This is a genomic window from Kosakonia sp. PSU_27 (assembly GCF_039409795.1).
In the GTDB taxonomy this organism is placed as follows: domain Bacteria; phylum Pseudomonadota; class Gammaproteobacteria; order Enterobacterales; family Enterobacteriaceae; genus Kosakonia.
This window is the reverse complement of sequence record NZ_JBCIVK010000007.1, coordinates 116,048-129,764: the sequence shown is the minus strand read 5'-3', so window position 1 is coordinate 129,764 and position 13,717 is coordinate 116,048. Positions and strand designations below refer to the sequence as shown.

Sequence of the window (13,717 nt, the reverse complement as noted above, 5' to 3'; positions counted from 1 at the left end):
GGGTTTACGCTTGTTTGACCGTTATGACGCCGGTGAGCAGGCGGTACTGGTACACATCTATTTTTCGCAAGACAAAGATATGGAAGACCTCCAGGAATTTGAATCTCTGGTCTCTTCCGCCGGTGTCGAAGCAATGCAGGTGATTACCGGTAGCCGTAAAGCACCGCATCCAAAATATTTTGTTGGTGAAGGTAAAGCAGTTGAAATTGCGGATGCCGTAAAATCTGCGGGCGCTTCTGTTGTGCTCTTTGATCATGCGCTAACCCCAGCCCAGGAACGTAACCTGGAGAGACTGTGCGAATGTCGAGTCATCGATCGCACCGGTCTGATATTAGATATTTTTGCCCAGCGTGCGCGTACGCATGAGGGGAAATTGCAAGTTGAGCTGGCGCAGTTGCGCCATCTGGCGACACGCCTTGTGCGTGGCTGGACCCACCTTGAACGACAAAAGGGCGGCATTGGTTTGCGCGGTCCGGGTGAAACCCAGCTCGAAACCGACCGTCGTTTGTTGCGTAATCGTATTACTCAGATCCTCTCGCGCCTCGAAAAGGTTGAAAAGCAGCGTGAACAGGGGCGTCGTTCCCGCACGAAAGCCGATATTCCAACGGTCTCGCTGGTGGGGTATACCAACGCCGGTAAATCCACGCTGTTTAACCAGATAACGGAAGCGCAGGTCTACGCGGCCGATCAGCTATTCGCCACCCTCGATCCGACGTTGCGTCGTATTGATGTCGCGGATGTCGGTGAAACGGTGCTGGCAGACACGGTAGGGTTTATTCGCCACTTGCCGCACGATTTGGTTGCCGCGTTTAAAGCAACCTTGCAGGAGACGCGCCAGGCGACGTTGTTACTGCATGTGATTGACGCCGCCGATGTGCGAGTACAGGAAAACATCGATGCAGTGAACACCGTGCTGGAAGAGATTGAGGCACACGATATCCCGACGCTGCTGGTGATGAACAAAATCGATATGCTGGACGATTTCGAACCGCGTATTGACCGGGATGAAGAGAACAAACCGATCCGTGTCTGGCTCTCCGCGCAGACAGGGGTTGGCGTACCACTGTTATTCCAGGCTTTGACTGAGCGTCTTGCGGGCGAAGTGGCGCAGCACACGCTGCGATTACCGCCGCAGGAAGGGCGTCTGAGAAGTCGGTTTCACCAGCTTCAGGCAATAGAAAAAGAGTGGATGGAAGACGATGGCAGCGTAGGTATGCAGGTGCGTATGCCGATCGTCGACTGGCGTCGACTCTGTAAACAAGAACCGGCACTCGAAGAGTACGTCGTTTGACCGGCAGCCTGAAGATTTTTCCCCTTTGGGGGTGCCCGCCAAAGGCCGGGTATACACCGCAAATAAATATGGAGCACATACATGGCGTGGAATCAGCCCGGTAACAACGGACAAGACCGCGACCCGTGGGGAAGCAGCAAACCAGGCGGCAACTCTGAGGGAAATGGAAACAAAGGCGGTCGCGATCAGGGACCACCTGATCTGGATGATATTTTCCGTAAACTGAGTAAAAAACTCGGTGGTCTGGGCGGTGGTAAAAGCACCGGCGGCGGTAATCCGGGTTCTTCTGGCCCACGCGGTCAGGCGAGCGGGCGTATTGTGGGTATCGTTGCCGCAGCGGTCGTTATTATCTGGGCTGCAACCGGGTTCTACACCATTAAAGAAGCCGAACGTGGCGTGGTGACCCGTTTGGGCAAGTTCAGCCATTTGGTTGAACCGGGTTTGAACTGGAAACCGAACTTTATCGATGAAGTGACGCCAGTAAACGTGGAATCCGTGCGTGAACTGGCGGCATCTGGCGTGATGCTGACGTCTGATGAAAACGTCGTGCGCGTTGAAATGAACGTGCAGTATCGCATTACCGATCCTGAGCGCTATCTGTTTAGCGTTACCAGCGCCGATGACAGCCTGCGTCAGGCAACGGACAGCGCGCTGCGTGGCGTCATCGGTAAATACACCATGGATCGTATTCTGACCGAAGGCCGTACCGTTATTCGTAGCGATACCCAGCGCGAACTGGAAGAAACCATTCGCCCGTATAACATGGGGATTACCCTGCTGGACGTTAACTTCCAGGCCGCTCGTCCGCCGGAAGAGGTGAAAGCCGCGTTTGATGATGCGATTGCCGCCCGTGAAAACGAGCAGCAGTACATCCGTGAAGCCGAAGCTTACACCAACGAAGTTCAGCCGCGTGCGAACGGTCAGGCGCAGCGTATCCTCGAAGAGGCGCGCGCGTATAAAACGCAAACCATCCTGGAAGCACAGGGTGAAGTGGCGCGCTTCGCTAAGATCCTGCCGGAATATAAAGCCGCGCCGGAAATTACCCGCGAGCGTCTGTATATCGAAACCATGGAAAAAGTGCTGAGCCATACCCGCAAAGTGCTGGTTAACGATAAAGGCGGCAACTTGATGGTGCTGCCGCTGGATCAGATGCTGAAAGGGGGTAACGCCGCTCCTGCGGCAAAGAGTGACAACAGTGGCGCGAACAACTTGCTGCGTCTGCCGCCAGCGTCAAGCTCCAGTAGCAGCGCTAACAGCGCCCCCGCAACGTCTGCGGGAGATATCATGGACCAACGCCGCGTTAACGCGCAGCGTAACGACTATCAGCGTCAGGGGGAATAACGATGCGTAAGTCAGTTATCGCGATCATCATCATCGTGCTGGTAGTGCTCTACACCTCTATTTTTGTGGTGAAAGAAGGCGAGCGTGGTATCTCGCTGCGCTTTGGTAAAGTGCTGCGTGATGATGAAAACAAGCCGTTGGTTTATGCGCCGGGCCTGCATTTTAAACTGCCGTTTATTGAGTCGGTTAAGCTGCTTGATGCACGTATCCAGACCATGGATAACCAGGCAGATCGCTTTGTGACCAAAGAGAAAAAAGATCTGATCGTCGACTCCTACATCAAGTGGCGTATCAGCGATTTCAGCCGTTACTATCTGGCGACCGGCGGCGGTGACGTCTCCCAGGCAGAGGTGCTGCTGAAACGTAAGTTCTCTGACCGTCTGCGTTCTGAAATCGGTCGTCTGGACGTGAAAGACATCGTTACCGATTCTCGTGGCCGTTTGACGCTCGAAGTGCGCGATGCGCTGAACTCGGGTTCTGCCGGTACAGAAGACGAAGTGTCGACGCCTGCTGCCGATGATGCCATCGCGAAAGCGGCTGAGCGCGTTCAGGCTGAAACCAACGGTAAAGTGCCGGTTATCAACCCGAACAGTATGGCGGCGTTGGGTATTGAAGTGGTTGATGTGCGCATTAAGCAAATCAACCTGCCGACTGAAGTGTCGGATGCGATTTACAACCGTATGCGCGCCGAGCGTGAAGCGGTTGCCCGTCGTCATCGTTCACAGGGTCAGGAAGAAGCGGAAAAACTGCGTGCCGCAGCGGATTACGAAGTGACCAAAACGCTGGCAGAATCTGAGCGTCAGGGGCGTATCCTGCGCGGTGAGGGTGATGCTGAAGCGGCGAAGCTGTTTGCTGATGCATTCAGTCAGGATCCGGACTTCTATGCCTTTATCCGTAGCCTGCGTGCCTATGAAAGCAGCTTCCAGAGCAACCAGGATGTGATGGTGCTTAGCCCGGACAGCGATTTCTTCCGTTATATGAAGACGCCGACTTCCGCGACTCGTTAAGATAACCTGCGATTTTCATCGTAAAAACCACCGCCTTCTCCGGCGGTGGTTTTGTGTTTATAAGGATCAGCAATGAATTCGACAATCTGGCTCGCTCTGGCGCTGGTGTTGGTACTGGAAGGGCTTGGGCCGATGCTTTATCCGCGAGCATGGCGGCGTATGATTGCTTCTCTGAGCCTGCTACCGGACCATCTTTTGCGTCGATTTGGCGGTGGGCTTGTGGTCGCGGGAGTGGTTATCTACTACATGTTGAGGAAAACGATTGGCTGACGAAATTGAGGCGTTCTTTGGGCATTTTTGCACAGAAAAAGTGCTGAATCTGAAAAAAAGCGGTGGTAGAATCCATTTTTAAGCAAACGGTGATTTTGAAAAAATGGGTAACAACGTCGTCGTACTGGGCACCCAATGGGGTGACGAAGGTAAAGGGAAGATTGTTGATCTTCTGACTGAACGGGCTAAATATGTTGTACGCTACCAGGGCGGTCACAACGCAGGCCATACTCTCGTAATCAACGGTGAAAAAACCGTCCTCCATCTTATTCCATCAGGCATTCTTCGCGAAAACGTCACCAGCATCATCGGTAACGGCGTTGTGCTGTCTCCCGCTGCGCTGATGAAAGAGATGAAAGAACTGGAAGACCGTGGTATCCCGGTTCGCGAACGTCTGCTGCTCTCTGAAGCATGTCCGTTAATCCTTGATTATCATGTGGCGCTGGACGTGGCGCGTGAAAAAGCGCGCGGCGCGAAAGCTATCGGTACTACCGGTCGCGGTATCGGCCCGGCGTACGAAGATAAAGTCGCTCGTCGCGGTCTGCGCGTCGGCGATCTGTTCGATAAAGCCACTTTCGCCGACAAACTGAAAGAAGTGATGGAGTATCACAACTTCCAGCTGGTGAATTTCTACAAAGTGGAAGCGGTTGACTACCAGAAAGTGCTGGACGATGTGATGGCGATTGCCGACATCCTGACCGCAATGGTGGTGGACGTTTCCGATCTGCTGGATCAGGCGCGTAAACGCGGCGACTTCGTGATGTTCGAAGGCGCGCAGGGAACGTTGCTGGATATCGACCACGGCACCTATCCGTACGTGACCTCCTCCAATACCACCGCTGGTGGTGTAGCGACGGGTTCCGGCCTTGGCCCGCGTTACGTGGATTACGTGCTCGGCATCATTAAAGCTTACTCTACGCGTGTAGGCGCGGGTCCGTTCCCGACCGAGCTGTTCGACGATATCGGTGAGTTCCTGTGCAAGCAGGGTAACGAATATGGCGCCACTACGGGTCGCCGTCGTCGTACCGGCTGGCTGGACGCGGTTGCTGTACGTCGCGCAGTGCAGATCAACTCCCTGTCTGGCTTCTGCCTGACCAAGCTGGACGTGCTGGATGGTCTGAAAGAGGTGAAAATCTGCGTTGCTTACCGCATGCCGGATGGCCGCGAAGTCACCACTACGCCGCTGGCGGCTGACAACTGGGAAGGTATCGAGCCGATTTACGAAACCATGCCTGGCTGGTCTGAATCGACCTTTGGTGTCAAAGATCGCAGCGGTCTGCCGCAGGCTGCGCTGAATTACATCAAACGCATTGAAGAACTTACCGGCGTGCCGATCGACATCATCTCCACCGGTCCGGATCGTACTGAAACCATGATTCTGCGCGATCCGTTCGACGCATAATGTGGTTTAAGGGCGCGTAAATCGCGCCCTTTTTCTTCGCTTTTTTCACCCTTCCGTTCAAATAAATTAGCGACCTGACAGGTGGCTGGTTTATCATCAATAGTGTCAATACCTGCGGGTATCTCATCTTTTTCCCTTTTATGAGGTTGATGTGCAGTTAACAAGCTTTACCGATTACGGTTTGCGCGCCCTGATTTACATGGCGTCGCTGCCGGCAGGACAAATGACCAGCATTACTGAAGTTACAGAAACGTATGGCGTGTCCCGTAATCATATGGTCAAGATAATCAATCAGCTGAGCCGTGAAGGCTACGTCGCGGCCGTCCGTGGGAAAAACGGTGGGATCCGGCTGGGGAAACCCGCGCAGGATATTCGTATTGGTGATGTTGTCCGCTCGCTGGAGCCGCTGGCGCTGGTCAATTGCAGCAGCGAGTTTTGCCATATTACCAGTGCCTGTCGCCTGAAAAAGGCGCTTGCCAAAGCTGTGCAAAGTTTTCTTAAGGAGCTGGATAACTACACGCTGGCCGATTTGGTTGAAGAGAATCAACCGCTTTACAAATTATTGCTGGTGGAATGACGAAAATTTCCACCAGAGCTGACAACGGAGGAACCGCAATGTCACAAGATCCTTTCCTCGAACGCGAATCTGAAAAATATACCAACCCCATTCCCAGCCGCGAATTCATCCTCGATCACTTAGCCAAACGCGAAAAACCAGCCAGCCGGGATGAACTGGCCATCGAACTCAATATCGAAGGTGAAGAGCAACAAGAAGCGCTGCGCCGCCGTCTGCGCGCTATGGAGCGCGACGGGCAATTAGTCTTTACCCGCCGTCAGTGCTACGCCTTACCGGAACGTCTCGATCTGCTCAAAGGCGTAGTGATTGGTCACCGCGACGGCTATGGTTTTCTGCGCGTTGAAGGCCGCAAAGACGATCTTTATCTCTCCAGCGAGCAGATGAAAATGTGTATTCACGGCGATCAGGTGCTGGCGCAACCGCTGGGAGCGGATCGTAAAGGCCGCCGCGAAGCGCGTATCGTACGCGTGCTGGTGCCGAAAACCGGGCAGATCGTTGGCCGCTACTTTACCGACGCAGGTGTCGGTTTTGTCGTGCCGGATGATAGCCGCATGAGTTTCGACATTCTTATCCCGCCTGAAGAGATTATGGGCGCGCGCATGGGCTTTGTGGTGGTCGTTGAGCTGACGCAGCGTCCAACCCGCCGCACGAAAGCGATTGGTAAAATTGTCGAAGTGCTCGGCGACAACATGGGTACCGGCATGGCGGTCGACATGGCGCTGCGCACCCATGAAATTCCGTACCAGTGGCCGCCAGAAGTAGAAAAACAGGTCGCCGGGCTGAAAGAGCAAGTACCGGAAGAGGCCAAAGTCGGGCGTGTAGATTTACGCGATCTGCCGCTGGTGACCATTGATGGCGAAGATGCCCGCGACTTCGATGATGCCGTTTACTGCGAGAAGAAACGCGGCGGTGGCTGGCGCTTGTGGGTAGCGATTGCCGATGTGAGCTATTACGTGCGTCACGGCACCGCGCTTGATAACGAAGCCCGTAACCGTGGCACATCGGTTTACTTTCCATCGCAAGTAGTGCCGATGCTGCCGGAAGTGCTGTCAAACGGTCTGTGCTCGCTGAATCCGCAAGTGGATCGCCTGTGCATGGTCTGTGAAATGACCGTCTCCTCAAAAGGACGCTTAACCGGCTTTAAATTCTACGAAGCGGTGATGAGCTCCCACGCACGTCTGACCTACACCAAAGTGTGGCATATGCTGCAAGGCGATCAGGAACTGCGAGAGCAGTACGCGCCGCTGGTGAAACACATCGAAGAGCTGCATAACCTGTATAAAGTGCTCGATCAGGCGCGCGCTGAGCGCGGCGGCATCTCGTTTGAGAGCGAAGAAGCGAAGTTTATCTTCAACGCCGAGCGCCGCATTGAGCGTATTGAGCAGACTCAGCGTAACGATGCGCACAAACTGATTGAAGAGTGCATGATCCTCGCCAACATCTCCGCAGCACGTTTTGTGGAGAAAGCCGACGAGCCGGCGCTGTTCCGTATTCACGATAAACCGACCAACGATGCGATCACCGCGTTCCGCTCCGTGCTTGCCGAGCTGGGTCTGGAGCTGCCGGGCGGCAATAAACCGGAGCCGCGCGATTACGCCGAGCTGCTGGAATCGATTGCCGATCGCCCGGATCACGAAATGCTGCAAACCATGCTGCTGCGCTCGATGAAACAGGCGATCTACGATCCGGAAAACCGCGGTCACTTCGGCCTGGCGCTGCAATCTTATGCGCACTTCACTTCACCGATTCGCCGCTACCCGGATTTATCACTGCACCGCGCCATTAAATATTTACTGGCGAAAGAGCAGGGGCTGAAGGGCAACAGCACCGAAACTGGCGGCTGGCACTACAGCATGGAAGAGGTGCTGCAACTGGGTCAGCACTGTTCGATGACCGAACGCCGCGCCGATGAAGCCACTCGTGATGTTTCGGACTGGCTGAAATGCGACTTTATGCAGGATCAGGTCGGCAACACCTTCCCGGGCGTTATCGCCAGCGTTACCGGCTTCGGTTTCTTCGTGCGGCTCGACGATCTGTTTATTGATGGGCTGGTGCATGTCTCTTCGCTGGACAACGACTACTACCGCTTCGATCAGATCGGTCAGCGCCTGATTGGTGAATCCGGCGGACAGACGTATCGCCTCGGCGATCGGGTGCAGGTAAAAGTCGAAGCGGTCAATATGGATGAGCGCAAGATCGACTTCTCGCTGATCTCCAGTGAGCGCAGCCCGCGTAACGTGGGGAAAACCGAGCGTGAAAGAGCGAAAAAAGGTTCGGCAGGCAAAAACGGCTCTGCGAAAAAGCCGCCGCGTCGCCAGATGGGTAAAAAAGTAAATTTCGAGCCAGACAGCGCCTTCCGGGGTGAAGGTGGAAAAGGCAAAGCGAAAAAAGCCAAAAAACCGTCGGCGAAAACGCAGAAAATCGCCGCCGCGACCAAAGCGAAACGCGCGGCGAAAAAGAAAGCTGCCCAGTAATACCAGCAAAGCCCTTCCCGTGAAGGGCTTTTTTCTGCGTCACTTATTCAATACTCCACGGGTTGTTATCTTTTCTGAGCGGTTTCCACCGATATTGGTGCGTATAAAACAGCCCTGCAAAATCGCCGCATTAGCTCAGTACGATTATCTGCCAGCCTGTTTTATCTCATTCGTCCTCCGGCATTTACCCGCTGCGTCATTAACTGAAGTGATGCATCACATCGCCACTCAACCTTTCGTGGTTTCCGGGAAACGCTGTTCAACAGTTACCGGGCAAAAGCGAAACCATTCCCTTTGCGCGGGCGAAACATCACGGTGCAGCGAAATTCCGTACTCCATACCACGTTCGGCAAAGCGGCAACTGAGCCCGCGGAGGTACTTTCTGCGGCGCGTGTCGGTTATAATGAGCGCAAGTGATGAGTGTCACGGCCCACATAACGCGGCGAAACCGCCCCAAATGAGTACCATCAATGAGTGAAATGATTTACGGCATCCATGCGGTGCAGGCCCTGCTGGAGCGCGCCCCGGAGCGTTTTCAGGAAGTGTTTATTCTGAAAGGCCGCGAGGACAAACGTCTGCTGCCGCTGATCCACGCGCTGGAAGCGCAGGGCGTGGTGATCCAGGTGGCAAATCGCCAGTATCTGGATGAAAAAAGCGAAGGCGCGGTGCACCAGGGGATCATTGCACGCGTGAAACCGGGGCGTCAGTACCAGGAAAACGATCTGCCGGATCTGATCGCCAGCCTCGAGCAACCCTTCTTTTTGATCCTCGATGGCGTCACCGATCCGCACAACCTGGGGGCCTGTTTGCGTAGCGCAGACGCGGCGGGTGTGCATGCGGTTATCGTGCCGAAGGATAAATCCGCGCAGCTGAATGCCACGGCAAAAAAAGTCGCCTGCGGCGCGGCAGAGAGCGTACCGTTGATCCGCGTGACCAACCTGGCGCGCACCATGCGCCTGTTGCAGGAAGAGAATATCTGGATTGTCGGCACAGCGGGCGAAGCCGATCACACCCTGTTCCAGAGCAAAATGACCGGGCGCATGGCGCTGGTAATGGGCGCGGAAGGTGAAGGTATGCGCCGCCTGACGCGTGAGCACTGTGATGAGCTGATCAGTATTCCGATGGCGGGCAGCGTGTCGTCGCTCAACGTCTCGGTCGCCACCGGCATCTGCTTGTTTGAAGCGGTGCGCCAGCGCGCGCTTTAAACTTCCAGCGCACGGTAAAACCACCCTTATTCGGGTGGTTTTTTTTGCCCTGAACACTGGTAGAATTTGCCGGCAGATATTTTCTCTTTTTACTTTTATTGCGATGGAATAATCAGGGTATAAATGATGGCATGGACTGTAGAGACACTTGGCGCGGCATTATTGCAATCATCGACGCTTACGTTAAATATCCAACACGAAGCTGATGCGTTAATTATTAAACTGGATGACTACGGCGATTTGCAATTAAATCTGTTGCTCACTTCACGGCAGATAATTATTGAAACCTATATTTGTCCTTTAAGTGAAATTAAACAACAGGACGCATTTAACGCCTTCCTGCTGCGCAATCAAAAACTTTTACCTTTATCGTCTGTTGGCATCTCGCCTGTCGGCGGGGAAGAGTATTATGTCGCCTTCGGCGCGCTGTCGCTTAACTCCTCGCTCGACGATATCCTGCTGGAAATCTCCACGCTTGCGCAAAACGCGCTGGATCTTGCTGAACTAACCGATGATTTTACCCAATAACATTGTCAGGGAGTGGTTGTATGGGAATTTTAAAAAGCCTGTTTACGCTGGGTAAATCCTTTATTGCTCAGGCGGAAGAGTCGATTGAAGAGACGCAGGGTGTGCGCATGCTGGAGCAACACATTCGCGACGCGCGCGCTGAGCTGGATAAAGCGGGTAAATCCCGCGTCGACCTGCTGGCGCGCGTTAAGTTGAGCAACGATAAACTCAACGATTTGCGTGAGCGCAAAGCCAGCCTTGAAGCCCGGGCGCTGGAAGCGATGGCGAAAAATGTGGATGCCGGTTTGCTGAATGAAGTCGCCAGCGAAATCGCCCGTCTGGAAAATACCATTGCGGCGGAAGAACAAGTGCTGGCGAATCTTGAAACGTCGCGCGATGCCGTTGAAAAAGCGGTGACTGCCACGGCGCAACGTATTGAGCAGTTTGAGCAGCAACTGGAAGTGATTAAAGCCACCGATGCGATGCAGCGCGCGCAACAGGCTGTCACTACCTCCACCGTGGGCGCGTCCAACAATGTGGCCACGGCGGCAGAGTCCCTGAAACGCCTGCAGGCACGTCAGGCTGAACGCCAGGCCCGACTGGATGCGGCAACGCAGCTTGAAAAAGTGGCTGACGGACGCGATCTCGACGAAAAACTGGCGCAGGCCGGTATTGGCGGCAGCGATAAAACTTCGGCGCAGGATGTGCTGGCGCGTCTGCAACAGCAACAGAAACCGTGATGCTCTCTTTTCTGAAAAACCTGCTGGGGCGGCCTGATGCGGCGGCTCCGGTAAGAGGTCCGCTTGGGTTGCATCTGCACGCGGGTTTCACCATTGATACGCTGCTGTTTCGCCTGTGCGAAGACGATTTGCTGGTTCAGCTTCCCGGCGAAGAGTACACCATTGGTGCGTGCGGGTCGTTCGATCTCGGCGCCGGATGCATGATTCATCGCTACTACACAACGGGCGATGAGTTCCTGCAAATCAGCACTTCGGGCGGTCTGGAAACGCACAATATCGATGACATCAAACTGTTTGTGTATGAAGAGAGCGCGGGGGTTTCCGGCGAAAAAGCCTGGCGCGATATGCTGAGCGCAAACGCGATGGGCAAACCCGTGCTCCGCTGGCGGGATTGCCAGTGGCAGCGCGTGTTTAACGCGGAAGAGCGGGGCGATATCGAACCGGTCTATACGCTGGAAACCGTCAACAACCACGCTGGCGCAAGCTGGGAAGTGCACAACTTTATGATGGCGTACCAGCGCGAAGTCACCGCTGACGTGTTCGAATATTTGCTGTTAAACGGCGAAGAGACCTTTAATGCGCAAAACCAGCCGGAGTGGATCTACTCGCGCGCGCTGGGCGTGGATATTCCGCTGACATCATTAAAGGTCATTGGTTAATTATGGGATTAGACATGCATATTCTCGGATCGCTGCTGGCGTTTTGCTCTTATTTTTTTATTGGCATTGCGATGGTGCTCTGTTTTCTTTTCGTTTATACGCGTATTACCCCGCACGATGAATGGCGATTAATTAAAGAGAATAATGTCGCCGCATCGTTAGCGTTTAGTGGTTCCCTGCTGGGCTATATTATTCCGCTTTCCAGCGCGGCGATTAACTCGGTGAGTATTCCGGATTATTTAATCTGGGGGGTTATTGCGCTGGTGGTGCAGTTACTTGTTTACGGCGGTGTGCGTCTGTATATGCCGAAACTGAGCGACAAAATAATTAACAGCAATACTGCCGCCGGGTTATTTATGGGGGCAGCGGCACTGGCGGGTGGGATTTTTAATGCCGCCTGCATGACGTGGTAATGGAACATCATGGCCAGAAAGCGATCAAATCGGCAAAGAAACCCTATTCTTTCGCCTGCGCAGAGCCGCGCCCAGCGGCCCATTTTCACCCAGCCGAAAGAGCGTAAAAGCGGGCAATACCTGACGCTGGCGATTATGGGCGGCGCCGCCTTTTTTGCTTTAAAAGGCTGCAACGATCATAAAGACGATAACGACGGTGACGGGGTCTATTACACCTCGCAGCAGGATTGCGTTGACGACGGTAACGCTGCGCAGGTGTGTAACGATGCGTGGAACAATGCTCGCATGAACTTCGAGCAAGAGATCCCGCGCAATATGTCGCAGCCGTATTGCGTGCAGCAATACGATAATTGCTACTACGACAATATTGGCCAGCGCTGGATGCCAGTGCTCAGCGGTTTTCTGTTAAGCCAGGCCGTGCGCAAAGACCGGGATGAGCAATACAGCTACAGCAGCGGCGGCAGTTACTACGCTTCCCGCCCGGTGTGGCGCAACCGCGACGGAGATTACAGCTGGCGCTCCGGTGGGAGCAGCAGCGCGAGCAACCATTACGGTTACACCACCAAAAAGGCGACCACTTCATCACGTGGCGGTTTCGGGCGCTCTTCCAGCGCGCGCGGAAGCTGGGGAGGCTAACGATGCTGCGTCATGATGTTGCTGTGCGCCCGGATCTTGAGCGGATTGCCCGCGACCACGGCTTTGACTTCCATATCATTGATAACGAAGTTTACTGGGATGAGAGCCGTGCTTACCGTTTTACGCTGCGCCAGATTGAAGAGCAGATTGAAAAGCCGACCGCCGAACTGCATCAAATGTGCCTTGAGGTAGTGGATCGCGCCGTGGCGGACGAGGCGATCCTTCGCCAGCTGGCGATCCCGCCGTTGTACTGGGATGCGATTGCCGCAAGCTGGCGCAACCGCGATCCGTCGCTCTACGGGCGAATGGATTTTGTCTGGTGCGGCAAAGACCCGGTGAAGTTGCTCGAATATAACGCTGATACGCCAACCTCGCTGTACGAATCAGCCTACTTCCAGTGGCTGTGGATGGAGGATGCGCGGCGTAACGGTACGCTCCCACGCGATGCCGATCAGTACAACGCGATTCAGGACAAGTTGATTGCCCGTTTCGCCGAGATCCAGAGTCGTCACCCGCTCTATTTTTGCTGCTGCAAAGGAACCGAGGAAGATCGCGGCACGGTGCTCTACCTGGAGGATTGCGCCCGCCAGGCCGGACTCGATACGCGGTTTATTTATATCGAAGACGTTGGGCTGGGGCTGGGCGGTGTATTGACGGATCTGGATGATAATGTCATTCGCCAGGCGTTTAAGCTCTATCCGCTTGAGTGGATGATGCGCGACGAAAACGGCCCCTTGTTGTGTAAACGCCGCGAGCAGTGGCTGGAACCGTTGTGGAAAAGCGTGCTCAGCAATAAGGGGCTACTGCCGCTGCTGTGGCGTTTCTTCCCCCATCATCCGAACCTGCTGCCCGCCTGGTTTGACGGGGAAAAACCGCAAATCGCGGCGGGTGCCAGCTACGTGCGCAAGCCGCTGTTTTCCCGCGAAGGGGGCAATGTCACCCTTTTCGACGGGGCGCACAACGTGATTGACCATGAAGAGGGCGACTACGGTGAAGAACCGATGATCTACCAGGCTTTTCAGCCGCTGCCGCGCTTTGGCGACAGCTACACGCTGATTGGCAGTTGGGTGGTAGACGATGAAGCGGTCGGCATGGGCATCCGCGAAGATTGCACCTTGATTACCAAAGATACCTCGCGGTTTGTACCGCACTACATCGCCGGGTAAGGCACCGCCCGGCAAGCGCAACGCGGCCG

Annotated in this window: 14 protein-coding genes; all 14 read left to right on the top strand. The window is 54.7% G+C overall.

From position 1 onward, the window contains the following. The first annotated feature begins 10 nt into the window (after positions 1–10). The 14 genes from hflX (at position 11) to AAIG26_RS18455 (ending at position 13,688) form a co-directional block, all read left to right on the top strand. A complete protein-coding gene (gene hflX, locus AAIG26_RS18520; protein WP_020456230.1) occupies positions 11–1,291 on the top strand; it encodes a ribosome rescue GTPase HflX in 1,281 nt (426 codons plus the stop codon). A gap of 81 nt (positions 1,292–1,372) precedes the next feature. Next, positions 1,373–2,632 carry an FtsH protease activity modulator HflK gene (gene hflK, locus AAIG26_RS18515; protein ID WP_020456231.1) on the top strand — a complete coding sequence of 420 codons (1,260 nt, stop codon included), beginning with the start codon at positions 1,373–1,375 and terminating at the stop codon, positions 2,630–2,632. 2 nt (positions 2,633–2,634) lie between these two features. Further along, on the top strand, positions 2,635–3,639 hold the full coding sequence (gene hflC / locus AAIG26_RS18510) for a protease modulator HflC (protein WP_020456232.1): 1,005 nt from the start codon (positions 2,635–2,637) through the stop codon (positions 3,637–3,639). 72 nt (positions 3,640–3,711) lie between these two features. Continuing rightward, a complete protein-coding gene (locus AAIG26_RS18505; RefSeq protein ID WP_017459167.1) occupies positions 3,712–3,909 on the top strand; it encodes a DUF2065 family protein in 198 nt (65 codons plus the stop codon). Between the two features lie 103 nt (positions 3,910–4,012). Beyond that, positions 4,013–5,311, top strand: a complete 1,299-nt coding sequence (purA, locus tag AAIG26_RS18500; protein ID WP_017459166.1) for an adenylosuccinate synthase — start codon at positions 4,013–4,015, stop codon at positions 5,309–5,311. 151 nt (positions 5,312–5,462) lie between these two features. After that, positions 5,463–5,888 (top strand): nitric oxide-sensing transcriptional repressor NsrR, encoded by a 426-nt coding sequence (gene nsrR / locus AAIG26_RS18495; protein WP_020456234.1) that lies wholly within the window; start codon positions 5,463–5,465, stop codon positions 5,886–5,888. Positions 5,889–5,926: 38 nt separating this feature from the next. Then, positions 5,927–8,362, top strand: a complete 2,436-nt coding sequence (rnr, locus tag AAIG26_RS18490; protein WP_020456235.1) for a ribonuclease R — start codon at positions 5,927–5,929, stop codon at positions 8,360–8,362. A gap of 470 nt (positions 8,363–8,832) precedes the next feature. After that, positions 8,833–9,567 (top strand): 23S rRNA (guanosine(2251)-2'-O)-methyltransferase RlmB, encoded by a 735-nt coding sequence (gene rlmB / locus AAIG26_RS18485; protein WP_045513728.1) that lies wholly within the window; start codon positions 8,833–8,835, stop codon positions 9,565–9,567. Positions 9,568–9,693: 126 nt separating this feature from the next. Continuing rightward, entirely contained in the window at positions 9,694–10,095 is a 402-nt protein-coding gene (locus tag AAIG26_RS18480) for a DUF2170 family protein (protein ID WP_045513726.1), read from the top strand. Between the two features lie 20 nt (positions 10,096–10,115). After that, positions 10,116–10,814, top strand: a complete 699-nt coding sequence (locus tag AAIG26_RS18475; protein ID WP_020456238.1) for a PspA/IM30 family protein — start codon at positions 10,116–10,118, stop codon at positions 10,812–10,814. Continuing rightward, the gene (locus AAIG26_RS18470) at positions 10,814–11,473 is read left to right on the top strand and encodes a DUF2491 family protein (RefSeq protein WP_343181196.1); all 660 of its coding nucleotides are present in this window, start codon (positions 10,814–10,816) and stop codon (positions 11,471–11,473) included. The genes AAIG26_RS18475 and AAIG26_RS18470 overlap by 1 nt, the downstream gene beginning before the upstream one ends. Positions 11,474–11,487: 14 nt before the next feature. Next, positions 11,488–11,886, top strand: coding sequence for a DUF350 domain-containing protein (locus AAIG26_RS18465; RefSeq protein ID WP_020456240.1), 399 nt, complete (start codon positions 11,488–11,490; stop codon positions 11,884–11,886). Positions 11,887–11,895: 9 nt separating this feature from the next. Beyond that, positions 11,896–12,522 carry a DUF1190 domain-containing protein gene (locus tag AAIG26_RS18460; protein WP_343181195.1) on the top strand — a complete coding sequence of 209 codons (627 nt, stop codon included), beginning with the start codon at positions 11,896–11,898 and terminating at the stop codon, positions 12,520–12,522. Positions 12,523–12,524: 2 nt separating this feature from the next. Continuing rightward, on the top strand, positions 12,525–13,688 hold the full coding sequence (locus AAIG26_RS18455) for a glutathionylspermidine synthase family protein (RefSeq protein WP_020456242.1): 1,164 nt from the start codon (positions 12,525–12,527) through the stop codon (positions 13,686–13,688). The last annotated feature ends 29 nt before the right edge of the window (positions 13,689–13,717 follow it).